Annotated in this window: 22 protein-coding genes; 8 read left to right on the top strand and 14 right to left on the bottom strand. The window is 33.2% G+C overall.

The features are described from left to right. Positions 1–381 precede the first annotated feature (381 nt). From OD917_RS19825 to OD917_RS19815, 3 genes are all read left to right on the top strand, one after another. Complete coding sequence (locus tag OD917_RS19825) at positions 382–1,254, top strand: AraC family transcriptional regulator (RefSeq protein ID WP_263525144.1); 873 nt, start codon at positions 382–384, stop codon at positions 1,252–1,254. A gap of 285 nt (positions 1,255–1,539) precedes the next feature. Beyond that, entirely contained in the window at positions 1,540–2,409 is an 870-nt protein-coding gene (locus OD917_RS19820) for an alpha/beta hydrolase (protein WP_111286865.1), read from the top strand. Positions 2,410–2,499: 90 nt separating this feature from the next. Then, positions 2,500–3,027: a hypothetical protein gene (locus OD917_RS19815; RefSeq protein ID WP_263525143.1), complete on the top strand. Its 528-nt coding sequence runs from the start codon at positions 2,500–2,502 to the stop codon at positions 3,025–3,027. 80 nt (positions 3,028–3,107) lie between these two features. On the opposite strand, the gene OD917_RS19810 is transcribed toward OD917_RS19815, so the two are convergent. Then, positions 3,108–4,076, bottom strand: a complete 969-nt coding sequence (locus tag OD917_RS19810; protein WP_263525142.1) for a TerC family protein — start codon at positions 4,074–4,076, stop codon at positions 3,108–3,110. A 370-nt stretch (positions 4,077–4,446) separates the two neighbouring features. Then, on the bottom strand, positions 4,447–5,463 hold the full coding sequence (locus tag OD917_RS19805; RefSeq protein WP_091491476.1) for a glutamine synthetase beta-grasp domain-containing protein: 1,017 nt from the start codon (positions 5,461–5,463) through the stop codon (positions 4,447–4,449). A gap of 430 nt (positions 5,464–5,893) precedes the next feature. On the opposite strand from OD917_RS19805, the gene OD917_RS19800 reads away from it, so the two are divergent. From OD917_RS19800 to OD917_RS19790, 3 genes are all read left to right on the top strand, one after another. Next, positions 5,894–8,083: a glutamine synthetase III gene (locus OD917_RS19800; protein ID WP_263525141.1), complete on the top strand. Its 2,190-nt coding sequence runs from the start codon at positions 5,894–5,896 to the stop codon at positions 8,081–8,083. Positions 8,084–8,235: 152 nt separating this feature from the next. Then, positions 8,236–9,414, top strand: coding sequence for an AIR synthase related protein (locus OD917_RS19795; protein WP_263525140.1), 1,179 nt, complete (start codon positions 8,236–8,238; stop codon positions 9,412–9,414). Positions 9,415–9,571: 157 nt separating this feature from the next. Beyond that, on the top strand, positions 9,572–9,928 hold the full coding sequence (locus OD917_RS19790) for a hypothetical protein (protein ID WP_263525139.1): 357 nt from the start codon (positions 9,572–9,574) through the stop codon (positions 9,926–9,928). A gap of 76 nt (positions 9,929–10,004) precedes the next feature. Here the strand turns inward: OD917_RS19790 and OD917_RS19785 are convergent, their stop codons facing one another. After that, a complete protein-coding gene (locus OD917_RS19785; protein ID WP_263525138.1) occupies positions 10,005–10,628 on the bottom strand; it encodes a M949_RS01915 family surface polysaccharide biosynthesis protein in 624 nt (207 codons plus the stop codon). 138 nt (positions 10,629–10,766) lie between these two features. Here OD917_RS19785 and OD917_RS19780 point away from each other — a divergent pair, with 138 nt between their 5' ends. Both OD917_RS19780 and OD917_RS19775 read left to right on the top strand, forming a co-directional pair. Further along, entirely contained in the window at positions 10,767–13,097 is a 2,331-nt protein-coding gene (locus OD917_RS19780; protein ID WP_263525137.1) for a GH92 family glycosyl hydrolase, read from the top strand. Positions 13,098–13,241: 144 nt separating this feature from the next. Further along, entirely contained in the window at positions 13,242–13,685 is a 444-nt protein-coding gene (locus OD917_RS19775; protein ID WP_263525136.1) for a hypothetical protein, read from the top strand. 86 nt (positions 13,686–13,771) lie between these two features. Here the strand turns inward: OD917_RS19775 and OD917_RS19770 are convergent, their stop codons facing one another. The 11 genes from OD917_RS19770 to OD917_RS19720 form a co-directional block, all read right to left on the bottom strand. Beyond that, positions 13,772–15,628 (bottom strand): peptidase M61, encoded by a 1,857-nt coding sequence (locus tag OD917_RS19770; protein WP_263525135.1) that lies wholly within the window; start codon positions 15,626–15,628, stop codon positions 13,772–13,774. Positions 15,629–15,737: 109 nt separating this feature from the next. Then, on the bottom strand, positions 15,738–16,016 hold the full coding sequence (locus OD917_RS19765) for a TIGR03643 family protein (RefSeq protein WP_263525134.1): 279 nt from the start codon (positions 16,014–16,016) through the stop codon (positions 15,738–15,740). A gap of 112 nt (positions 16,017–16,128) precedes the next feature. Then, a complete protein-coding gene (locus OD917_RS19760) occupies positions 16,129–16,965 on the bottom strand; it encodes a sterol desaturase family protein (RefSeq protein WP_263525133.1) in 837 nt (278 codons plus the stop codon). 127 nt (positions 16,966–17,092) lie between these two features. Beyond that, complete coding sequence (locus tag OD917_RS19755; protein WP_263525132.1) at positions 17,093–17,332, bottom strand: GlsB/YeaQ/YmgE family stress response membrane protein; 240 nt, start codon at positions 17,330–17,332, stop codon at positions 17,093–17,095. Between the two features lie 41 nt (positions 17,333–17,373). Next, a complete protein-coding gene (gene aqpZ, locus OD917_RS19750; protein WP_263525131.1) occupies positions 17,374–18,081 on the bottom strand; it encodes an aquaporin Z in 708 nt (235 codons plus the stop codon). A 25-nt stretch (positions 18,082–18,106) separates the two neighbouring features. After that, positions 18,107–18,463, bottom strand: a complete 357-nt coding sequence (locus OD917_RS19745; protein WP_263525130.1) for a DoxX family membrane protein — start codon at positions 18,461–18,463, stop codon at positions 18,107–18,109. 88 nt (positions 18,464–18,551) lie between these two features. Further along, positions 18,552–19,451 carry an EamA family transporter gene (locus OD917_RS19740; protein ID WP_263525129.1) on the bottom strand — a complete coding sequence of 300 codons (900 nt, stop codon included), beginning with the start codon at positions 19,449–19,451 and terminating at the stop codon, positions 18,552–18,554. A gap of 221 nt (positions 19,452–19,672) precedes the next feature. Then, a complete protein-coding gene (locus tag OD917_RS19735; protein WP_263525128.1) occupies positions 19,673–20,806 on the bottom strand; it encodes a peptidylprolyl isomerase in 1,134 nt (377 codons plus the stop codon). Positions 20,807–20,837: 31 nt separating this feature from the next. Continuing rightward, positions 20,838–21,914: a peptidylprolyl isomerase gene (locus OD917_RS19730; RefSeq protein WP_263525127.1), complete on the bottom strand. Its 1,077-nt coding sequence runs from the start codon at positions 21,912–21,914 to the stop codon at positions 20,838–20,840. A 15-nt stretch (positions 21,915–21,929) separates the two neighbouring features. Next, a complete protein-coding gene (gldI, locus tag OD917_RS19725; RefSeq protein ID WP_263525126.1) occupies positions 21,930–22,586 on the bottom strand; it encodes a gliding motility-associated peptidyl-prolyl isomerase GldI in 657 nt (218 codons plus the stop codon). A gap of 8 nt (positions 22,587–22,594) precedes the next feature. After that, positions 22,595–23,599, bottom strand: coding sequence for a DHH family phosphoesterase (locus OD917_RS19720; protein WP_263525125.1), 1,005 nt, complete (start codon positions 23,597–23,599; stop codon positions 22,595–22,597). Positions 23,600–23,635: the final 36 nt, after the last annotated feature.

The following is a 23,635-nucleotide window of genomic DNA, read 5'->3' as shown; positions in this document are numbered from 1 at the left end:
AACAACTATATTTTCCAATTTCTATGCTATATTCTCATTTACGAAACCGTTATAGGTTAAAATTTGACTTTAATGTTGTGTTTTTGTTAATTTGATTGTTTTTCTTCAAAGTTTTTTAAAAAATTGATACTTCATAAAATTTCCATCTTTCTTACAAAATTTCACATATTTGCATAAAAACACGTTTTAAATGGGATAAATAAAAAAAAAGTAGAGAAAAAAAATAAGACCCTAAAAAAAAGCCGATTTTGCTATAAATTTTTCAGTGTTAAGAATGTTGTTTTAATGTAAAATTCGCATTTACGAAACCGTTGTAGGTTAAAATTTAAATTATTTTAGGTGTTTTTGTTAAATTTGCTATTATTTTTTAAAGAAATTATCATGAAGACTATTGCCCCAGCTCTTGAAGTGATAACTAACTCATACGGAAGTTCTTTTACCTACACCAAACACGCCGAAAAGACCAATAGCAAAGCTCATTTATGGCATTATCATCCAGAGATTGAGTTGGTTTATATTAATGGCGGGGCTGGAAAAAGACAAATAGGGAGCCATGTTTCTTATTATACCAATGGTAGTTTACTTTTAATAGGAGCTAATTTACCGCATTGCGGTTTTACAAATGAGCAGACAGGAAATACGAATGAAACGGTTATTCATATTAAACCTGAATTTTTAGGAAGCGATTTTTTTGTTGCTCCAGAAATGAAAAAGGTGCAAAATATTTTGAAGCAGGCTAAAGGCGGAATCGCTTTTGGAGGTGAAGCAAAAAAACGTATAGGGAAGAAAATTGAAATGATGGAAAACGAACCTCCATTTCAAAGACTGATGACACTTTTGAGTGTTTTAGACGAATTAGAATCGGCTGAGGAATATACCATTTTAAATGCAGATGGATTTTCAATGGAACTTCAGACTCAGGATAATGACCGTATGAATGTGGTTTTCAATTTTGTGAAAGATCATTTTCAGGAATCTATTTCGATAGATGAGGTTTCGAGTCTGGTAAGTATGACTACGCCTTCGTTCTGTCGTTATTTTAAAAAGATCTCGAATAAAACATTTACAGAGTTTGTGAACGAATATCGTTTGGTGCACGCCTCTAAACTTTTGGCAGAACAGCCAATGAGTATTAATGAAGTATGTTACGAAAGCGGTTTTAATAATTTTAGCCACTTTAGTAAATCATTCAAACAATATACAGGAAAAAGTGCATCGCAATATCGTCACGAACACAAGATCATAATTAGTTAGTTTTTTTGCCACAAAAAGTTTTGTTATTTGTTATTGTTCAAGTTAGGTTAAAAAAAATGTTTTGTCCCAAATTACATAAATTAACAAGAACTTATTCTTATTGCATTTGAGAGAAACAATATTGCAAAACTGCGATTCAATTAAGAATTATTTTATTCTGATTGCAAATCTGAAGTGGTAGAAAAAATAGAAAATCCGACTAGTCAAAAGCTGGTCGGATTTTTCATATATTTTATTCTGAAAAAAAGTATATTTACAGACCCTAATCAGAAAAAAATATCGAAAATGAAAAAAATCAAAATGCTATTATCTGCATTTTTGCTTTGTCTTACCACCATGACATACGCAGCAAAAGTAGATACTTTACAAGTCGCCAGTACCGCTATGGGGAAAACCTATAAAGCTGCGGTAGTTTTACCAAATTCTTATGCAAAAAGTAAATCGGCTTTTCCGGTTATGTACTTATTGCATGGGGCTTACGGACATTTTAGCGATTGGCTTAAAAATACGCCAAACAAAAAACTGGTTCATAATCTGGCAGATCAGTATAATATGATTATCGTAATGCCAGAAGGCGAGACGTTTAGTTTTTATATTGATAGTCCTGTGAACAAAGAAAGTCAGTTTGAGACTTTTATTACACAGGAAGTTGTGCAAAAAGTAGACAAAACATACCGAACAATTGCCGCTAAAAACGGAAGAGTAATTACAGGCCTTTCGATGGGCGGACACGGCGCACTATATTTATCTGCCAAACATCCCGATTTGTTTTGCGCAGCCGGAAGTATGAGCGGTGCGGTAGATATGAGTACGATGCTTAACAGAGATTCTTCGGCACAAATTGTAAAATTAATGCAGCCTGTTTTTGGAGATAAAAGTGGTAATACAGAATTGTATGAGCAAAATTCTGTTCTAAGAATGGCTGATAAATTAAAAGCAAACAAATTGCCATTAATAATAGATTGCGGAGTAGATGATTTTTTAATTGAACCAAACAGAGAATTACACAGAAGATTGGTTTATAATAAAGTGGATCACGATTATACTGAAAGACCAGGAGCACATACTTGGGATTATTGGGAAAATTCACTTCCGTACCATGCATTATTTTTTAGTAAAATACTAGCTAAGAATCAGGTTACTGCAAAAAAATAAAGGCATTTTTATTTTAAATTAAGCCAGATTGCTTTTTTTGGTTTGATTTTTGGAATACCTTTATAGTATAATACTTAAAAAAAATATGTTATGAAAAAGATACTTACCTTATTTGCAGTTATTGGTTTAGTTGCATTTACAAGCTGTGAAGGGCCAGAAGGGCCTCCGGGAAGAGATGGAATAGGAGCTGAAGCTTTTGAAATAGAAGCTAGTTTTTCTTTTAATACTACCGATGGTTATATAATTTCAGATTCTTTTGGTAAATATTTAGGTGGTGACTTATTTCAGAATGAATCAGTCTTAGTTTATAGATTAGAGGGAACTACTAGTTCAGGTTCTGATGTTTGGCAATTAATTCCTACAGATGTATATTTTTCAAATGGAGAATCAATTACATACGATTATAATTTTAGTATACAAGCATTTACAATTTTTGTAGGTGGTGATAATATAGCAAATAGACCAGCTTATATTAATAATCAGGTGTTCAGATTTGTTATTATTCCAGCTGATTTTGGAACAGGTAAATCGGTAAATAAAGCTGATTACTCAGATTATAATGCAGTTATCAAAAAATACAATATTGATGATAGCAATGTGAAAAGAGTAAAATTATAATCAGATAACAAAAGAAAACAAAAAAAAGGAAATCAAGTTCACTTGATTTCCTTTTTTTTTATATCTATATATTTTAAAACTTATTCTTTCTCAGAATCTGTCAACACTTTTTCTGGTCCAAACTTTAGAGAAACCAAAATTCCAACTAAAAGAGATAAGGCGATAAATCCTAAAGAAGCCCATTCTGGAACGTGTATCCAATCGTGTAAAAGCATTTTTAATCCCACAAAAGCTAAAATAGCAACCAAGCTGTATTCTAAATAACTGAATTTTGCCAGCATATTTGCCAAAAAGAAATACATAGAACGTAATCCAAGAATAGCAAAAATATTAGAACTGAATACTAAAAATGGATCTTTAGTAATAGCAAGAATTGCAGGAACACTATCAACAGCAAATAAAACATCCATAACTTCAATAACAATCAAAGCTACAAATAATGGAGTTGCTGCTTTTTTTGCAGTTTTAGTTGAAATGAAAAATTTCTCCCCATCCATTTCAGAGGTAATCGGCATAATTTTTCCTAACGTTTTGTATACGAAAGAATCTTTTGGGTGAAAATCTTCTTCTTCGCCAGAAAAAAGCATTTTTATTGCAGTAAATATTAAGAAAACTCCAAAGACATAAGTTGTCCAAGCAAATTTATTGATCAGCATTACTCCGAAGAAAATCATCAAACCGCGGAAAACAATTGCACCCAGAATTCCCCAGAATAAAACACGGTGCTGGTATTTTTGCGGAATCTTAAACGAAGCAAAAATAATGGCAATAACAAAGATATTGTCGACACTTAGCGAAAGCTCGATCAAATAACCTGTAATAAACTTCATTGACGCAACTGCAGGTTTTAAACTGTCAGGATTTTCTATGTAATCTGTAGTGTATAGCCAGTAGATTACACCAGAAAAAAGAAAAGATAAAGTTACCCAGATTAAAGTCCATTTGCTGGCTTCTTTAGTACTAATAATATGTGGCGTTTTGTTGAAGACACCAAGGTCTAAAGCAAGGATAAAAATTACAGCAAGTAAAAAGAGTGACCAGACTATCATATTGATTTTTTTTAATGATGTACAAAGATAAGTTTTGATGTTTAACTTAAAAATTAATTTTGCTTCTAAAATTAAGTAATATTTGTTATTTGTAAAATGTTAAGTGTTATAAAGTTATGAGGTTTTTTGAGGCTTAGGTTGTTTTGTTTTTTTAGTTTGTTGAATTTTGCTCTTAGTTTTGTCATTCCGAGGAACGAGGAATCACACTCGGGATTCGACAAAGATTGATAACATTCTTTGCGGAGTTTCTAGTGTGATTCCTCGTTCCTCGGAATGACAAACAGTGTGGTTCGTTATGTCGGGTTTATGGTAAAAAAAAAGTGCCAGCAAATAAATGCTGGCACTTTTAGAATATAAATTAAGCTTTGAATTATAGCGCTGATTTAACAGTTTTGATAATTCTAGCAGCAATTTTGTAAGGGTCTCCGTTTGAAGCTGGTCTTCTGTCTTCCAACCATCCTTTCCATCCTTTTTGAACAGTCATTAAAGGAATTCTGATTGAACATCCTCTGTCTGAAACTCCATAAGAGAAATCGTGGATAGAAGCAGTTTCGTGTTTACCAGTTAAACGTTGGTCGTTGTACGCTCCGTAAACTGCGATATGCTCAGCAGTAACAGGACGGAAAGCTTCACAAATTCTTTCGTAAGTTGCTTGATCTCCACATGTTCTTAATACAGTGTTAGAGAAGTTAGCGTGCATTCCAGAACCATTCCAGTCAGTATCTCCTAGAGGTTTTGGGTGATATTCAATATAGTAACCATATTTCTCAGTTAAACGGTCTAATAGGTAACGAGCAACCCAGATTTCATCTCCAGCTTTTTTAGCTCCTTTAGCGAATAATTGGAATTCCCATTGTCCGCAAGCAACCTCTTGGTTGATTCCTTCAAAGTTGATTCCAGCAGCGATACATAAATCAGCGTGCTCTTCAACTAATTTTCTACCGTGTGTGTTTTTTCCACCTACTGAACAGTAGTACATCCCTTGTGGAGCAGGGTATCCTCCAACTGGGAAACCAAGTGGAAGTTGAGTTTTAGTATCCATGATGAAATACTCTTGTTCGAAACCAAACCAAAAATCGTCATTATCATCATCAATTGTAGCTCTACCGTTAGAAGGGTGTGGAGTTCCGTCTGCGTACATAACTTCAGACATTACCAACCATCCGTTGATACGAGTTGGATCTGGATAAATTGCAACAGGTACTAAAAGACAGTCAGAAGAACCACCTTCAGCTTGTTTAGTTGACGAACCATCAAATGACCAGTTTCCAAGTTCTTCTAATGTTCCTTTGAAGTTTTCGTGCTCTTCAACTTTAGTTTTACTTCTAAGATTTTGAGTTGGTTCATATCCATCTAACCAAATGTACTCTAACTTAATTTTAGCCATAATAATATAAATTAATTTTTTTGTTTTTTTTCGTTGGGTCAAATATAGATTTATTTTTTTAGTCCTAAAAATTAGGGGGCTATTTTGTTTATCCAAGTATAATTTTTTGGATAAGCGCAATTTTGATAGGGGTATATTTTAAAAAAAGCAATTTTAGTAACCCTAAAAAAATAAATTCGTAATAATTACGGCACATTTTTGAATTCTTGAGTTAAGAAATTATGAAAAAATGTTTATTTAATCAATATTACCGTACACTTTTGTGATATTTCTGTGGTTTGAATTCATTATTCTTCGAAAAAAGCATCTTCTATTGAAAAATCGATGACTAAAAATCTCTTCGATATATTTAAAATAGGCTCATTTATTGTTTATCTTTGTTCCTCATTTTTTTAGTGAAAATTAGTACGAATTTAAAATATACATAACCATGTCAACATTACGTTTCCAAGCTTTACAACAAGCTTCAAACAGAAAGCCAGTACATTTTGAAGAAATTGGCCGAAAATCTAATCTTTTTGGTGCAAATGTGTTTAATGAAAAAGCAATGAAGCAATATTTAACTCCAGATGCTTTTAAAGGAGTAAGAGATGCCATTCAGCACGGAACAAAAATCGACAGAAAGATGGCAGATTATATCGCCATGGGAATGAAAGAATGGGCTTTGGCAAAAGGAGTTACACATTATACACACTGGTTTCAGCCTTTAACAGGAACTACTGCAGAAAAACACGATGCTTTTTTTGAAACTTCTTATGATGGAAGCGATCCTGTTGAGAAATTTGGCGGCGCACAATTAGTTCAGCAAGAGCCAGATGCTTCGAGTTTTCCAAATGGCGGAATCAGAAATACTTTTGAAGCAAGAGGTTACACGGCTTGGGATCCCACTTCTCCAGCTTTTATATATGGTACAACTTTATGTATTCCAACAGTTTTTATTGCTTACACAGGTGAAGCTTTAGATAATAAAATTCCCTTATTAAGAGCATTATCGGCAATTGATGAAGCGGCGACAGAAGTTTGTAAATATTTTGACAAAAACGTAAAAAAGGTAACAGCGACTTTAGGATGGGAACAAGAATATTTCTTGATTGATAAAGCTTTAGCAAATTCTCGCCCTGATTTAGTGATGACTGGAAGAACTTTGTTAGGACATACTTCTGCAAAAGGACAACAGCTAGACGATCACTATTTTGGATCAATTCCAACGCGCGCTCTTACTTATATGAGAGATTTGGAGCAAGAATGTATGTTATTGGGAATTCCCGTAAAAACACGTCATAATGAGGTTGCGCCAAATCAGTTTGAGTTGGCTCCAATTTTTGAAGAGACAAACCTTGCGGTGGATCACAACTCTTTATTAATGGATGTAATGCAGAGAGTGGCTGAACGTCATGATTTTAAAGTATTATTTCACGAAAAGCCATTTAAAGGAGTAAACGGTTCTGGAAAACACAACAACTGGTCGTTGGCTACAGATACTGGAGTTAATTTATTAAGTCCGAGTAAAACGCCAATGAGCAATCTACAGTTTTTGACTTTCTTTATTAATACCATTAAAGCAGTAAACGATAACGAAACTTTATTAAGAGCGTCTATCGCAACAGCAAGTAACGACCACAGGTTAGGAGCAAATGAAGCGCCGCCAGCAATTATGTCGGTATTTATTGGTGCGCAATTAACTAAAGTTTTATCTGAGTTGGAAAGTGTTACAACAGGAAAACTTTCGCCAGAAGAAAAAACAGATTTAAAACTGAACGTTGTTGGTAAAATTCCAGACGTATTATTAGATAACACAGATCGTAATAGAACTTCGCCTTTTGCTTTTACAGGAAATAAATTTGAGTTTAGAGCTGTTGGTTCAAATTCAAACTGTTCAAATGCAATGACAACTTTGAATGCGATTGTGGCAAAACAATTAATTGACTTTAAAAATGAAGTTGAAAACCTAATCGAGTCGAAAGACATGAAAAAGGATGATGCTATTTTTAATGTTTTAAGAGAATACATCAAACAATCTAAAAAGATTCTTTTTGAAGGTGACGGTTATAGCGAAGCTTGGGAAAAAGAAGCTGCAAAAAGAGGATTAAGCAATTTTAAAACAACTCCAGAAGCTATAAAAGCTAAGGTTTCTAAAAAAGCTTTGGATTTATTTGAAGAATTAGGAATCTTTAATCACGTTGAAGCTGAAGCTCGTTACGAAATCGAATTGGAAGAATACACTAAAAAAATCCAGATTGAAGGAAGAGTTTTAGGAGATATTGCAAGAAATCATGTTATTCCAACCGCAATTCGCTACCAAAATACTTTAATTGAAAATGTAAAAGGTTTAAAAGAAATTTTCGGAAAAGAATTTGAAACGATTGCAAGCGAACAGATTGTTTTAATTAAAGAAATCTCAGGACATATTGAAGGAATTAATTCTAAAGTATTGGCAATGACCAATGAAAGAAAAAAAGCAAATCAATTGACTGACGGTCAAAAAATGGCTGAAGCATACTGCAATAAAGTAAAACCTTATTTTGAAGATATCCGTAATCACTGTGATAAATTAGAACTTTTAGTTGATGACGAAAGCTGGACATTAACAAAATACAGAGAATTATTATTTACTAAATAATCATTTTCTACACTTATATATAAGACCTGTCTTTTTTAAGGCAGGTTTTTTTTATATCAAATGGTTGATTTTTTTTGAATCCTATATTTGAATAGGCAAAAGAATTAAAAAAAGGGATTATCTTTGCACCACATCAACACAAACTAATTTTCATGAGTTCAGATTCTAGCAAGAGATATGCACAAAGAGGTGTTTCGGCATCAAAAGAAGACGTACATAACGCTATAAAAAACATTGACAAAGGTTTATTTCCACAGGCATTCTGTAAAATTGTCCCTGATTATTTAACTCAGGATAATGATCATTGCCTTATTATGCACGCTGACGGGGCAGGAACAAAGTCATCTTTGGCATATATGTATTGGAAAGAAACTGGAGATCTTTCTGTTTGGAAAGGAATTGCTCAAGACGCATTAATCATGAATATTGATGATTTATTATGTGTTGGTGCAACCGATAATATTCTGCTTTCTTCAACAATTGGAAGAAATAAAAACTTAATTCCTGCAGATGTTATTTCAGCAATCATCAACGGAACAGAAGAATTAATCAACGAATTAAAATCTTTTGGTGTAACGATTCATTCAACTGGTGGAGAAACTGCCGATGTTGGAGATGTTGTTCGTACAATTATAGTAGATTCTACAGTTACAGCTCGTATGAAACGTGCAGATGTTGTAGACAATGCAAATATTAAAGCTGGTGACGTAATTGTTGGTTTGGCATCTTTTGGTCAAGCAACTTATGAAAAAAGCTATAACGGCGGAATGGGAAGTAACGGACTTACTTCTGCGCGTCACGATGTTTTCGGGAAATATTTGGCTAAAAAATATCCAGAGAGTTATGATGCAGCAGTTCCTGAAGAATTAATTTATTCAGGGCAAGTAAATTTAACTGATGAAGTAGAAAACAGTCCAATCAATGCAGGACAATTAGTGCTTTCTCCAACAAGAACTTACGCGCCAATTATCAAGAAAATTTTAGATAAATACACTCCAGAAGATATTCACGGAATGGTACACTGCAGTGGAGGCGCTCAGACTAAAATTTTACACTTCGTAAAAGATTTGCACGTTATAAAAGACAATTTATTTCCAGTACCGCCATTGTTCAAATTAATTCAAGAACAATCAAAAACAGATTGGAAAGAAATGTATCAAGTTTTCAACTGTGGACACAGAATGGAACTTTACGTTCCAGAAAATATCGCTCAAGATATTATTGAAATTTCAAAATCATTCAATGTAGACGCACAAATTGTTGGTAGAGTAGAAGCATCAGATGCTAAAAAGCTGACTATTACTAGCGAATACGGAACATTCAACTATTAAAAAAAAAAATAACCATATAAGTGATATAAGTTCATTTTAAGTTAGATTGTCAGGCTGAGCGAAGTCGAAGCACTATTTTGATTTGACAGCTTTCTATTCTAATCAAAAAGAATTTATATTTTCTTATATCACTTATATGGTTTAAAAATATTTAATTATGTACGAATTACTTTTTTGGAAATATCTAGACGAAATTTACCTGAACAATCAGGAAGTTTATGAAGCGCTTGTAGAAAAACAAGAAGTCGAAGGTTTAGCTGATCTCCAAGTTGAAGTAATCGTAAATAGAATTAATTCTGTCTTTTCAGACTGGGAGCGTGTAGACGAAAACAGCTGGAAAAACCCAAAAGGAAAAGGTGCATTTCAAGTTATTACAACACCACAAAGCATAAAAATTGACTGCTACGGAACAGAAGGAAAAACCATGAATAAATTAGTTGATGTTATGGAAGAATTCAAATGTCCATTGTACGATCCGCAAGTGCCTGAGCGTTATGACGAAATGAGCGAGTAAAAAATAATTGTAAATTGTTAATTATAAATGGTGAATTATGAACGGCCATCAATCATTTACAATTAACAATTAAATCTTATCCGTTTTTCAAAAGCACATCCTGCTCTTTTCTCATTTTTTCAGTCAATTGATTGATATGCGTTTTTATTTTCTGCGGAAGCGTATTCCAACTTTGATCTTTTTCAAAACTTCTGCAATTATCAAAATCGCATTCAACCGCGCGAATAACATATTTTTTGTTTTTATAAACCGTAATAATTTTTACACGTCTTATATAACGATCTTCGTTGCGAGTTCCATAAACAATAACAGGTTCAATATAACCGTCGCCATCAATATCCTTTGTACTGCAATATTTTGTCCAAAACCAGATATTTGTTTCTTTAGGATCAGTATCTTCAAGTAAATCATTAATTCTCCATTTTTCTAAAAAACCACCGTGATCATTAACTACACAGATTGCTTGTATTTTGGTGTTTAAGGTATCTTTTTTAGAAATTGTTTTTTGATTTTCGGCTAAAACCAATTCGTAAACACCGCCTTTATCGCTCAATTCAAATGCTTTATATATAGGAAAATCGGTTACATCTTTAAGCTCTCTTTCTGAAATTTCTTGTTTGGTTAATTTATAGCTTTCTATTTTTTGAGAAAAAATTAATGTCGAATAAAAGGAAAGTAGAAATACAATATATTTTTTCATGTTTGGCGGTATACTTTTAATATATCAAAGATATTTAAACCTTTTGAGTTCTGCTAAATTTATGTTTTTTAAAAACAGTATTTGTTGTACTTTTCTAAACTAAAATAACAGCAAATATTTCCACAAAAAAACTATAAAATGGTTAAGATAAACTGTATCAAATTTCTTTTAGGTATATCGGTTTTAATGCTTTTTTCCAATACTATAATTGGGCAAAAGAAAGCTGACGAAAAGCGAAATCTAATTCAATATGTAGATCCAATGATTGGAACTGCCAAAATGGGACACACTTATCCCGGGGCAACAGTTCCTTTTGGAAGCGTACAACTAAGTCCAGAAACTGATACAATCGCTTACAGTTTAAACGGAAAATACAATGGCGAGGTTTATAAATACTGCGCAGGTTATCAGTATGAAGATAAAACGATTGTAGGTTTTAGTCACACGCATTTCAGCGGAACTGGACATTCTGATTTGGGCGATTTTTTAATTATGCCGACAACAGGACAACTGCAATTAAATCCTGGTGTGGCATCAAAACCTTTGTCAGGTTATAGGTCGGCATTTTCACATTCGACAGAAAAAGCAGAACCTGCATATTACAGTGTTTTTCTGGAAGATCATAAAATTAAAGCAGAATTGACAGCCACAACTCGTGTTGGAATGCATCAATATACTTTTCCAAAATCGGATCAAGCGCACATCATTTTAGATTTAACTTCAGGAATTTATAATTATGATAAAAAGAATGTTTGGACATTTGTTCGCATAGAAAATGATACTTTGATAACTGGATATCGCCAAACAAATGGCTGGGCGAGAACTAGAACGGTTTATTTTGCGATGTCTTTTAGCAAACCAATAAAAAGCTACGGGCAAGCTGCTCAAGAAAAAAGTGTTTACAGAGGTTTTTGGGGAAGATTCGATCAAACGAAAAACTTTCCAGAAATGGCAGGGCAAAACTTGAAATTATTCTTTGATTTTGATACCAACGAAGGTGAAAAAATCAAAATAAAAATGGCTTTATCGCCTGTAAGTTCTGCGGGTGCATTAGAAAACATGAAAAAAGAAACGCCTGATTGGGATTTCGAAAAAGTAAAAACACAAAGTCAGGACGTTTGGAACAATGAATTGAATAAAATTCAGGTTGAAACCATTCAAAAAGAAGATTTGGTCAATTTTTATACCGCAATGTATCATGCTTTTCTTGGTCCGACAGTATATATGGATTTAGATCGAAATTATAAAGGTCTTGACATGAATGTGCATAAAGCCGAAAATTTTACAAATTACACCAGTTATTCGCTTTGGGATACCTATCGAGCTTTGCATCCGTTATTTAATATTGTACAGCCAAAAAGAAATGGCGATATGGTAAGTTCGATGTTAGCTCATTCAGATCAAAGCGTTCATAAAATGCTTCCAATCTGGTCGCATTATGCTAATGAAAATTGGTGTATGATTGGGTATCATTCGGTTTCAGTTGTTGCAGATGCCATTGTAAAAGGAAATATTAGTTTTGATGCAGAAAAAGCGCTTCAGGCCTGTGTGAATACTGCAAAAGTCCCGTATTATGACGGACTAGAATTTTACATGAATAAAGGATATGTTCCAGAAGATAAAAATGGAGCTTCTGTTTCTAAAACTTTAGAATATGCTTATGATGACTGGGCAATTGCGCAGGCAGCAAAGAAATTGGGCAAAACAGAAATTTATAATGAATTCATCAATAGATCGAAAAATTATAAAAATGTTTATGATGAAAAAACGGGTTTTATGCGTCCGAAATTAAACGACGGAACTTTCAAAAAAGAATTTGATCCATTAGACACACACGGACAAGGTTTTATTGAAGGAAATTCTTGGAATTACAGTTTGTACGTTCCGCAAGATCCTGCTGATATGATTAAATTAATGGGCGGAAATGAGAAATTTAAAGTTCGTTTAGATTCATTGTTTAATATGCATCTTCCAGACAAATATTTTGAAAATACAGAAGATATTACAAGAGACGGAATTATTGGAAATTATGTTCATGGAAATGAGCCTTCACACCATATTGTGTATTTATATAATTGGACAGATTCTCCTTGGAAAGCACAAGATAAAATTAGAATGATCCTTAAAAAAATGTACAGAAACGGTGCCGATGGTTTAGGAGGAAATGACGATTTTGGGCAAATGAGTGCTTGGTATATTTTCAGTAGTTTAGGATTTTATCCTGTCGCGCCAGGTTCTGATGAATATGCATTAGGAAGTCCGTTAATAAAAAATGCTGTTTTGAATTTGGAAAACGGAAAAACTTTTGAAATCGAAACCGTAAATCAATCTGATAAAAATGTGTTTGTGAGCAAAGTATTATTGAATGGGAAACAATTAGATAAACCGTTTTTAAAACATGAAGATGTTATAAACGGAGGAAAAATTACGTTTTATATGAGTAGCAAACCAAATAAAAAGAGTTATTAAGTAGGATGCGGAGATATAAACCTAATAGGTTTTTAAAACCGGTTAGGTTTTGTTAGAATATTTAATTCGTGAAAATTTGTTCAATTCGTGGCGGAACAACAAAAAACTTCACGAAATTTGCATTTCAAATAAAGAAAACGAAATATGAAAATAAATCTAAAATCAGGAATTGAGAAACTGCTTTTCGGAATGAAGCAAAACGACGTAACAGCTGCTTTAGGAAAACCTGATAAAAATTATAAAGACGAAGATGATAATGTTATTTTTGTTTACAATTCACACAAAATCAGATTGACTTTTTATCAAGAAGAAGATTTGAAATTGGGATACATTGTAGCATCAAGCAATGATCTAGAAGTTTTCGGATTCAAATTAATTGGAAGAAAAATTGCTGATGTAAAGAAAGATTTTGCTGCAAAAGGAATCACAAAATACAATCAGGAAACTTTTGATACTTTCGAAAATTATTTCAATGAAGATAATTGGTTTATTCTGCAAACAGAATTTGATGAAGTTGTGAAGTTTGAAATTGGTGCAATCATTAATGATAAAGATGAATTTGACTGGAAATTTCCTGTGAAGAAATAGCATATCGAAAACTTTGACAAAGTTCTTAGAAGACATAAAAAAAACCGACAAGTAATTGTCGGTTTTTTTTATGTTGTAAAAAGAAATTATCCTTTTAACCATGCATTCTTAAGTTTCTCTTTTGAAGCGTCAGTTGCTTTAAAAGTTTCAGCTTCTTCAAATGGTAATTTTACAGTTCCTTTTACAGTTTCCTCTTTACCGCCACGTTTTACTTTAAGAGTGATTGGGTCGTTTTCTTTCCAGTTTTCACTTTCGGTAATCAAATCATAAATATTATCTAAATTGTATGATTTGTTATTTACAGCCAAAATTTTATCACCACCTTTTAAATTTAGGTTTTTAAAGAACGCAATTGATTCTGAATCAGGACGAACAGTAATTTCTTTTGTTGCTTTATCAATAGTAATATATGGAGTTTGTCCTTTAATGAACGGATTTCCAGATTTTTTCTCAGTTGCTTTTGTTACACCAACTTTAGCTAAGTAGAAATCGTAAGGAATTGGTGTTGTTCCAGCAACATATTTGTTTAAGAATTCACCCACTTCAGGATAAGTTAAAGAAGTGATTTTTGCAAATAATTCATCATCATTAAATGGTTTTTCAATACCATATTCATTAGATAATTTGTGCATTAAATCCAGAATTCCTCTTTCTCCGTTGCTTTTTTCTCTAATGATAATGTCGATACACATACCTATTAAAGCTCCTTTTTGATATACATTTAAGTATTGATCTTTGTATGGCTGTTCTAATACATTTTTACTCATTACAGTAAATGACATTGTATCATTTAAGCCTTTTGCTTGCTCAATTTTATCAGCAATACGAGTATAGAATTCAGCTTCATCAATCAAACCTTGATTGATTTGGAAAAGATTAGCAAAGTATTCTGTCACACCTTCATACATCCATAAATGCTCAGACATTTTGGGCGCATTGTAATCGAAGTATTGAATCTCTTTTGAGTGAATAGTCAATGGAGTTACAATGTGGAAGAATTCGTGGGAAACCACATCTTTCATAGATTCTACCAACTTTTCTTTCGGCATTGATTCTGGTAAAACTACAGTTGTAGCAGTAGGATGCTCCAAAGCTCCAAAACCGTGAGCGTCATCTTTTGCCATACTAGATAAGTACAATAAAACAGTATATTTTTTAGTAGAATTTACTTTTCCTAAAAAGTTTTTCTGTGCTGTCATCATCGTTTTCATCTCTGGCGTAATACTTTCTGCTGTATATTTTCCATTAGGAGAGTACACAGCGATTAAGATATCCATTCCGTTTACATTAAATGTAGTGTAATCTGGTTTAGAATACATAATCGGGTTCTCTACTAAAATAGCATAACGAGAAGTTTTAAATACGTCTGAAGTATTGCTTGCATCTTCATCTGTCATAGAAGTTGCTCCCCAAAGAGTTTCAGGATGCGTAACCGTAACTTTGTAAGGAACATCTAATTTATCTTGGAAATACCCCACAAAACCGTGAGTGTTTAGCATGAAGTTTTTTCCTGCGTCAATGTTTGTTCCAGCTGGAGAGAAAACGTCATCGTTACCAAATCCAGTTCCTTTTTCAGTATCGAAAGTATCGTTTACTAAATAAGTGATTTTTTTTAATGATTTTGCATTCGAAATAGACCAAGAATTGTCGTCTAATCTTTTTACAGTAAGGGCATTTCCTTTTGCATCAAAAGCTTTAAAGTCTTCTGAATATTTTCCATAATTATCTGTTGAATAAGTTCCAGGAACGGTTTTTGGAATGCTGTAAACAATTTCATCCGTTTTAATAGCTGGCGGAGTAACTGTTACTAAGACTTTATCGTCTTTAACATCGGTTAGATTGATATTAACTTCAACTATATTGCTTTTCGCGGCTCCAGTGCTCCCTGTTTTACAGCTCCAAAAAGTTACCGCTAGAGCTAAGGTGTAAAGTATTTTTTTCATTTGTAAATGTTTAGTTAATTGTATTTGTCACAAAAAGTGATGAAAAGTTACTAAAAAATAACAATAATTTTAAAAATAAAAAAAACTCCTGAAAAACAGGAGCTTTATGTTAGTCTAATTTATTCTTGATATAATATTTTCCGTCCAAATCTTCATCAAAATCATCTATTTTTATTGGTTTTGGTTTTGGTTTGTTTGCAATTGCCTTCTTTTTCCACATCTCGAACTTTTCAAGAGGCATTTTCTTCTTCATGATGTCTAGGACTTCTTTTTCTGCCAATCCAAATTCTTTTTTTATAATTTCAAATGGATTTCTTTCTTCTAAAGCTAACGAAACAAGTTTTTCAATTTGTTCCGGAGTTAATTCTTTGCGGCTACTCTTTTTCATCTCGTGAAAATTAATTCAAAATAGGGTGTTAATTATTAATAGATTGATTTTCAATTCTAGTATCAATATTAAAAAAAAAAATAATAAGTTGGTTCAGTAGAGTGCAATTTTTTTAGTGATTTTTACTGTTTTTAAAGGATCTTGATTTTTGAAATGGAATTTTTAGCAGATTCTTCAATTCATTGTTTTCTTCTGGTTGCATATGCGTGTCTACTCCATATATTAACTGGTCTTTCGGTAAATAGGTAAAAGTTCCAAAAAGTCTGTCCCAAATAGAAAAAATATTACCGTAATTACTATCCGTATAAGGCAGAATATAATGATGATGGACTTTGTGCATATTTGGCGAAACAATAAAATAGCTTAAAAAATTATCCAGTTTTTCTGGAAGCGAAATATTAGCATGATTAAATTGCGAAGCCACAACAGAAAGCGATTGATAAAGGAAAACCATCCACATTGGAGTTCCAACGATTAAAACGCCTAAAGTGGTAAAAACAAAACGAACAACGCTTTCTCCTGGATGGTGTCTGTTTGCAGTTGTCGTATCAATCCAAGTATCTGTATGATGGACTAAATGAAATTGCCATAGAATTTTAACTTTATGTTCTACCAAATGAGCTAAATAAGCCCCCACAAGATCGAGAAGAAGTAAACCAATTAAGGTATAAAGCCAAAGAGGCATTTCGGGAAGCCATTGCAGAATTCCAAAATTATGGTCGATTGTCCAAGCAGCAGTCCATATTAAAATGAAAGCCAAGATAAAATTGACAACAATTGTAGTGAAAGTGAAAAAGAAATTTATTCCCGCATGTGGCCATTTCTTATACTGCATTTTGAATAATGGAAAACTGTTTTCTATCAGCCAGAAAATAGTAATTCCGCCAACCAAAATAAGACTTCTATGCGAAGATGGAATAGTACTGAAGTAAGAAATAATTTCGTTCATAATACATTAATATTTGAGTTGAAATGATGTTTTCTTTTCGGTTTTATCCAAATAAAAAGAGAAAACCACACATAAATATATCTGATTTTCTCTTTAGAAATTAATTATAAGCTATAATTTATAGTTATTATTTTTTGATGAGGCTTATTATAAATAATAAAACCCAGGCGCCTCCAACGGCGATTAAGATCTGCCAAAGAAGTCCGCCGCCTCCTATACCAAGTTTTCCTGCAATCCATCCGCCAATAAATCCGCCGATGATTCCAACGATAATGTTTCCAATTAATCCAAAGCCAGCGCCTTTCCAAATTTGGCCAGCAAGCCATCCAGAAATTGCACCAATAAGCAAGAAGTATAAAAAATCCATTTTTTTTAATTTTTAGTTAGAGTATATTTATTTTGATCAAATTATGCTTCTGCATGATTTTGGAGTAATGTTTTATAAAGAAAACCAGCAGCCAAAGCGCCAAGAATTGGAGCGACCCAAAACAGCCAGACCTGTGATAATGGTTCTCCACCTACAAAAATAGCTTGTGATAGAGATCTCGCAGGATTTACAGAAGTATTCGTAATTGGAATACTGATTAAGTGAATTAAAGTTAAAGCCAAACCAATTGCAATTCCAGCAAATCTACCATTTGCAAATTTATCAGTTGCTCCTAAAATCACTAATAAGAAGAATAAGGTAAGTACAAATTCAGCAATAAAAGCCGCTTGTAACGAATAACCATCAGGAGAAAAAGCTCCGAAACCATTAGATGCAAAGGCTCCAGCTTTTGTGCTGTCTATTGCAAATCCCGCTTTTCCTGAAGCTATTGTATATAAAGTTCCTGCAGCAGCGGCAGCACCCACACATTGAGCAATGATATAAGGAATAAGATCTTTGGCAGAAAATCTTCCGCCAGCCCATAAACCAAAAGAAACAGCAGGATTAAAATGACCGCCTGAGATATGTCCAACCGCGTATGCCATGGTAAGCACCGTTAAACCAAAAGCCAGAGCAACACCTGCAAATCCAATTCCTAAGTTGGGAATTCCCGCAGCAAATATCGCACTTCCGCATCCTCCAAAAACAAGCCAATAAGTTCCAAAGAACTCTGCAAATAATTTTTTCATAATAAAATAATTTAATGGTTAATGTTTAGAATATATACTGGTAAGCCCAATAAATCAAAACAATTTGTAAGGGCAAACGTACAAATAAAATCCATCTTGGTAAACCAAAACCTGCTTTTTTATTTTGATACATGTATAAATTGGCAGGAAAAACAGCAATTAATAGCATAATAATTCCCCAGGCAGCAAAATTTGATGAAAAAGGCAGGATAAGAAGGATGCCTAAAATTATCTCGGCAGCACCACTTAAAATATTTATTAATTCGGGGTTCTTAAATAGAGGAGGAATGATTTTTATATACATTCCAGGTTTTCTAAAATGATTTATTCCAGCAAGAATATAAAGCGAAGCCATTAAATATAAATGCCAAGGTAAAATCATGATATCTAGTTGTTTATCACGAAATTATAAAAAAATTAACAATTATTGCATTACAGATATGCTTTTTTTGATAATAGGTAATTTTGGGTTATTTTTTAGACTTGAAATTTACATTCATAATAATTATGGCAAGTATGATTAATACAATTCCAACCCATTGAGAAAAGATTACTTTTTCGTTTAGTAAAACAAACGCCATCATAACAGAAACTGGAAGTTCAAGTGCAGAAACGATACTTCCAAGTCCGATACCTGTTAAAGGAAAACCTGCTGTCATTAAAAGAGGCGGAATTATAGTTCCGAACAATGATAGCACAATTCCCCATTTAAGGAAAATTTCAAGATTGAAAGTCGTTACCTGAGTTGCAAAAGCAAAAGAAAAAACAATAATTGCACCGCCCAAAAGCATGTAAAGACTTCTTTGTGCCGACGAAATTTCGGTTGCTACACGATTTGCAGTAAACATGGTTGTAGTGAAAGAAGCAGCCGCTAGAATTCCCCAAACTAAACCTCTCCAATCTAATTGGATATCATTATTGATAATATTTGTGGCTAAAACAGTTCCAAAAAGGACTATAAAAACTGCAATGACTTTTTGTTTAGAAGGTAGTTTTTTTTCTAAAATCATTTCTAATAAAACTCCCATCCAAACAGTTTGCATTAGTAAAACAATTCCAATAGAAACAGGAATATATTTTACGGCCAAGTAATAGAAAAGGCTCGTCATTCCTAATGAAGTTCCAGCTGACATTAAATTAAAAATGTTTTTTGGAGAAGCTTTAACTGCTTTGTTTTTGTTTTTTATTCTCTGAAAAAGATTGATCAGTAAAATACCTAAAATTCCATAAATAAACTGTGAGGTCGTTACTTCTGCTGTAGTGTATCCTTCAGAATATGCCATTTTTACAAAAGTTGCTAGCATTCCGTATGTTGTTGCTCCCAAAGCAACTAGAAAAACACCTTTAAGTACATTGTTTTGCGACGTCATGATTTATGTATTTTAAAAAAATTAAGCCGGCAAAGGTAAGTTATTTTGTTTAGGATTTAGTAGAAAGAAAGGTTAAATAGTGATTTTAATAATTAAAAAAGGCAATTTTAAACTGCTAAATTGCTAATCCTTTAAAAGTTAGAATTGCTCAAAAACAAAAAAACATCAAAATATACTTTTGATGTTTTCTTATTTTAAAGAATAGAATTTCTCTTTTCTAATTATTTAGGCTGATTTTGGTATGTTTCGATTTCAAAAACCAAAGTTGCGTTTGGTGGAATTACACCACCAGCACCTTTTTCACCGTAAGCTAAATTTGAAGGCAGGAAGAAAGTTGCTTTTTCTCCATCTGTCATCATATCAAGAGCTTCAATAAAACCAGGAATCATTCCGTCTTTTTTGCCAACTGTAAAAGGAAATGCTTTATAGCCACCTTGAGCATCTCTGTTCGCATCATATTTTCCGTAAGCTTTTGCTACTGAAGGCATACTGCTGTCGAACAAAGTACCGTCTTCAAAGTATCCAGCATAGTGGAAGTAAATTGTAGAACCTTCAGCTCCTTTGACACCTGTTCCTTTTTGTGTAATCACATATTTCAAACCAGATGCTGTTGCAGTTGCTTTTGCTTTTAAAGCAGTAAAAGATGCTGCTTTTTCAGCAACTACTTTTTTAGCCTCTTCTTTTTGTAGTTCTCCTTTTTTCATTTCATCGCTAAAAACTTTTACTGCGTCAAATTTTTTAGCAGCAGCGCCCTTGCGTGTAATGGTAATTTTATTCATGATATCATCTTGAACAATTTTATTTACATTGTCCATTCCAGAAACTACATGTCCAAAAATAGTATGTCTTCCGTTTAACCAAGGAGTGTCTTTGTGTGTGATGAAAAATTGACTTCCATTTGTAGCAGGACCAGAATTTGCCATAGCTAAAACTCCGCCTTTTTCAAATTTTAATTCTTCAACAAATTCATCTTTAAAAGAATAACCAGGATCTCCAGCACCAGTTCCTTGCGGATCTCCACCTTGAATCATAAAATCGTTGATTACTCTATGGAATTTTAGACCATCATAAAATGGTTTGCCTTTTAAACGCTCTACTGTAACATAAGGGTTTTTACCTTCTGCCAAAGTGATGAAGTTAGCTACCGTTACAGGTGCTTTTACATATTCTAAAGAAACCACAATATCTCCTTTTGATGTAGAAATTGTAGCAAAAATTCCTTCAGTAGGATTTGTGTTAGCAGCTGCGGCTGTTGTCGTTTTTGGTTTTGCTGCTGGTTTAGCAACGGGCTTTTTAGTTTGTGCCTGAATATTTACTATTGCTAAGCAAAATAAAAATAGAAATTTAAATTTCATTGCTTTTTAAATTTTTAAGTCTATAATTCGATTATGGTTTTTCTGAAATCTGGATTTCGAAAATAATGTTTGCGTTTGGAGGAATTACACCACCAGCACCAGTTGCTCCATAAGCTAAGTGAGATGGAATGAAAAGAACCGCTTTATCTCCATAAGACAATTGCTCAACTCCTTCAATAAAACCAGGAATTAAACCGTCTTTTTTGCCAGCTTGAAATTGAATTGGCTGATAGCCGTGCTGTGCTGCTCTTGCTTGGTCAAGTTTTCCAAATTGTTTTGCAACTTCTTCAATGCTAGTGTCAAATAAAGTTCCGTTTTCAAGGAAACCAGCGTAGTGAATAAAGATCTGATTTCCAGTGGCAGGTTTTTTACCGCTTCCTTTTTCAGTAATTACATATTCTAAACCACTTGTAGTTTTAGTTGCTTTTGCTTTTAAAGCGGCATAAGAATCTACTTTTTCTTTTTGAACTCCAGCATATTTCTGTTGTTCTTTAGAAATTTCAGCAAAATAGTCGTGGAATACTTTTACAGCATCAAATTTTTTCGCCGCTTCACCATTTCTGATAATAGTTACAGCTACGATATTATCACCCTGAACAACTTTATTTACTACTTCCTGATCTTTTGCACTTACAACATGACCAAAAATAGTATGCAGGTTATCTAACCAAGGAGTTTCTACGTGAGTGATAAAAAACTGGCTACTGTTTGTTCCAGGGCCGTTATTTGCCATTGCCAAAACTCCAGCTTTGTCAAATTTTAGATCTGAGAATTCGTCTTTAAATTTATAGCCAGTATCTCCAGAACCAGTTCCTAATGGATCACCACTTTGAATCATGAAATTTTCGATTACTCTATGGAATTTTAAACCATCAAAAAAAGGCTTCTTTTTTAAATCTTCATGTGTTATAAACTCATTTTTGCCTTCAGCTAAAGTCACAAAGTTAGCAACTGTAATTGGTGCTTTTTTATAATCAAGTTCTACAATGATGTGACCTTTGTTTGTTTCGATATCGGCATATAAACCATCAGGCAGATTACCGTGATCGTCTTTACAAGAATAAAATGAGCTTACGGCTATTAGTAATAATAAAATACTCTTTTTCATTTTAAGATATTGTTTTTATTGAGTTAATGTGTCTTTTTTAGCTGGTGCAACAGGTTTTGAAGCTGCAGGTTTTGGTGCTACGGTTTGCGGAGATTGCGTAGCTGGTTTTGCTGTTTGTGCCGCAGGATCTGGTATGAAATTTCTAAGCGTAACAGTAACAATTAAAGATTCGTTTGTGCCAATTTTTTTGTTGTCTCCGTGATATCCATAAGCCATGTGTGATGGAAATAAAAACGTAACAGTTTCGTTTTTATGCATTCTTTTTATTCCGTCACGTAAACCCATCATAATGTCTTGTTTATCTACATAATAAGTTTGCGGACCAAGATCAGAATCTGAATAAATAATATTGCCTTTTATATCTTTTATTTCCATATTAAAGTAAGCAATATCCCCTTTTCTAGGTGCTAGAGTTTCTGTTGCATTTTTTTCTTCGTAGCAAAACCAATAGCCTTTTGGAGTGGCATAATATTTTACTTTCGGATTGCTTTTTATTATTTTTTTAATGACTTGTTCTTCATTAGCCACTAATTTTTTATTTCGGTCTGCCGATTTTTTCATGAATGTTCCCGAAGCTGTTGAAATAGGTCTTCTGGCTTCTTCATGATGCTTACAGCTGCTTAACAAAACAGCAAAAAGCACACAATAAATGCTAAGTTTTAGGTAATTCATGATTTGGATTATAATTTTAGTTTTGTTACTAAATCTTCAAATTTCTTAACCGTTTCTTCCATAGAAACCTCAGATCTTCCGCCAGCCGCATTGCTGTGACCGCCGCCATTAAAATGATCTCTTGCGAACTGATTCACATCAAAACCGCCTTGCGAACGGAATGAAATCTTAATAATGCCTTCGTCTTTATTCTCAATAAAAATAGCAGTAAAAACGATATCTTTTATGCTTAAGCCATAATTAACAATTCCTTCTGTATCACCTTTAACATAATTAAAAGAATCTAGTTCTTCTTGTGTTAACGTCATATAAGATGTTTTATGATCTTCAAGAATTTTCATGTTCTGCAAAGCACGGCCTAATAACTGCAATCTGCTGAAAGAGCTGTTGTCGAAAAGCAGTACAGGAATTTGAGTGTTTTCGACACCTAAATCGATTAATTCTGCAATGATTCTATGTGTATTTCCTGTTGTACCAGGGAAACGAAATGAGCCTGAATCGGTTAAAATTCCCGTATAAATGCAAGTTGCAATGGTTTTATCAATATCTTCTTTTTTATTTAAGAATGTGATAAAATTGTAAACCATCTCACAAGTTGATCCATATGAAGTATCAGAATAAGTATATGTGGCATAATCATCAGGTTTTTGATGATGATCGATCATAATGAAAGTAGCTTTTAGCTTTGCTAGAGTATGCTCCATTTCGCCTGTACGATGAAATGCATTAAAATCAAGCGTAAAAATGATTTCTGCATCTTCTAAAATCTGCGTACAGATTTCAGTTTCTTTTTCGAATATTTTTACAGTCTCTGATCCCGGAAGCCAAGCTAAAAAATTAGGGAAATCATTCGGCGCAATTACGGTTGCCTGATGATTATTTTTAATTAAAAAATGGTATAAACCTAATGTTGATCCCATCGCATCACCATCTGGTCCTCTGTGCGGAATGATGACAATTTTCTTTGGGGTAGCGAGTAATAATTGAATCGCTTGAATATCTTGTATTTTCATAGTGTGCGAATTTACATTTTTTTAATGTAACGCTGA

Source organism: Flavobacterium sp. SH_e (genome assembly GCF_025717045.1).
In the GTDB taxonomy this organism is placed as follows: domain Bacteria; phylum Bacteroidota; class Bacteroidia; order Flavobacteriales; family Flavobacteriaceae; genus Flavobacterium.
This window is presented reverse-complemented; position numbering and strand designations above follow the sequence as displayed.

What these genes read in the sequence shown, in the direction of transcription:
- OD917_RS19760 (WP_263525133.1), bottom strand. Translation starts at nt 16,965, where the DNA reads ATGAACGAAATTATTTCTTACTTCAGTACTATTCCATCTTCGCATAGA.
- OD917_RS19795 (WP_263525140.1), top strand. Translation starts at nt 8,236, where the DNA reads ATGAGTTCAGATTCTAGCAAGAGATATGCACAAAGAGGTGTTTCGGCA.
- OD917_RS19790 (WP_263525139.1), top strand. Translation starts at nt 9,572, where the DNA reads ATGTACGAATTACTTTTTTGGAAATATCTAGACGAAATTTACCTGAAC.
- OD917_RS19755 (WP_263525132.1), bottom strand. Translation starts at nt 17,332, where the DNA reads ATGGATTTTTTATACTTCTTGCTTATTGGTGCAATTTCTGGATGGCTT.
- OD917_RS19765 (WP_263525134.1), bottom strand. Translation starts at nt 16,016, where the DNA reads ATGAAAAAGAGTAGCCGCAAAGAATTAACTCCGGAACAAATTGAAAAA.
- OD917_RS19780 (WP_263525137.1), top strand. Translation starts at nt 10,767, where the DNA reads ATGGTTAAGATAAACTGTATCAAATTTCTTTTAGGTATATCGGTTTTA.
- OD917_RS19800 (WP_263525141.1), top strand. Translation starts at nt 5,894, where the DNA reads ATGTCAACATTACGTTTCCAAGCTTTACAACAAGCTTCAAACAGAAAG.
- OD917_RS19730 (WP_263525127.1), bottom strand. Translation starts at nt 21,914, where the DNA reads ATGAAAAAGAGTATTTTATTATTACTAATAGCCGTAAGCTCATTTTAT.
- OD917_RS19720 (WP_263525125.1), bottom strand. Translation starts at nt 23,599, where the DNA reads ATGAAAATACAAGATATTCAAGCGATTCAATTATTACTCGCTACCCCA.
- aqpZ (WP_263525131.1), bottom strand. Translation starts at nt 18,081, where the DNA reads ATGAAAAAATTATTTGCAGAGTTCTTTGGAACTTATTGGCTTGTTTTT.
- OD917_RS19770 (WP_263525135.1), bottom strand. Translation starts at nt 15,628, where the DNA reads ATGAAAAAAATACTTTACACCTTAGCTCTAGCGGTAACTTTTTGGAGC.
- OD917_RS19785 (WP_263525138.1), bottom strand. Translation starts at nt 10,628, where the DNA reads ATGAAAAAATATATTGTATTTCTACTTTCCTTTTATTCGACATTAATT.
- OD917_RS19740 (WP_263525129.1), bottom strand. Translation starts at nt 19,451, where the DNA reads ATGACGTCGCAAAACAATGTACTTAAAGGTGTTTTTCTAGTTGCTTTG.
- OD917_RS19815 (WP_263525143.1), top strand. Translation starts at nt 2,500, where the DNA reads ATGAAAAAGATACTTACCTTATTTGCAGTTATTGGTTTAGTTGCATTT.
- OD917_RS19735 (WP_263525128.1), bottom strand. Translation starts at nt 20,806, where the DNA reads ATGAAATTTAAATTTCTATTTTTATTTTGCTTAGCAATAGTAAATATT.
- OD917_RS19810 (WP_263525142.1), bottom strand. Translation starts at nt 4,076, where the DNA reads ATGATAGTCTGGTCACTCTTTTTACTTGCTGTAATTTTTATCCTTGCT.
- OD917_RS19745 (WP_263525130.1), bottom strand. Translation starts at nt 18,463, where the DNA reads ATGATTTTACCTTGGCATTTATATTTAATGGCTTCGCTTTATATTCTT.
- OD917_RS19820 (WP_111286865.1), top strand. Translation starts at nt 1,540, where the DNA reads ATGAAAAAAATCAAAATGCTATTATCTGCATTTTTGCTTTGTCTTACC.
- OD917_RS19825 (WP_263525144.1), top strand. Translation starts at nt 382, where the DNA reads ATGAAGACTATTGCCCCAGCTCTTGAAGTGATAACTAACTCATACGGA.
- OD917_RS19805 (WP_091491476.1), bottom strand. Translation starts at nt 5,463, where the DNA reads ATGGCTAAAATTAAGTTAGAGTACATTTGGTTAGATGGATATGAACCA.
- gldI (WP_263525126.1), bottom strand. Translation starts at nt 22,586, where the DNA reads ATGAATTACCTAAAACTTAGCATTTATTGTGTGCTTTTTGCTGTTTTG.
- OD917_RS19775 (WP_263525136.1), top strand. Translation starts at nt 13,242, where the DNA reads ATGAAAATAAATCTAAAATCAGGAATTGAGAAACTGCTTTTCGGAATG.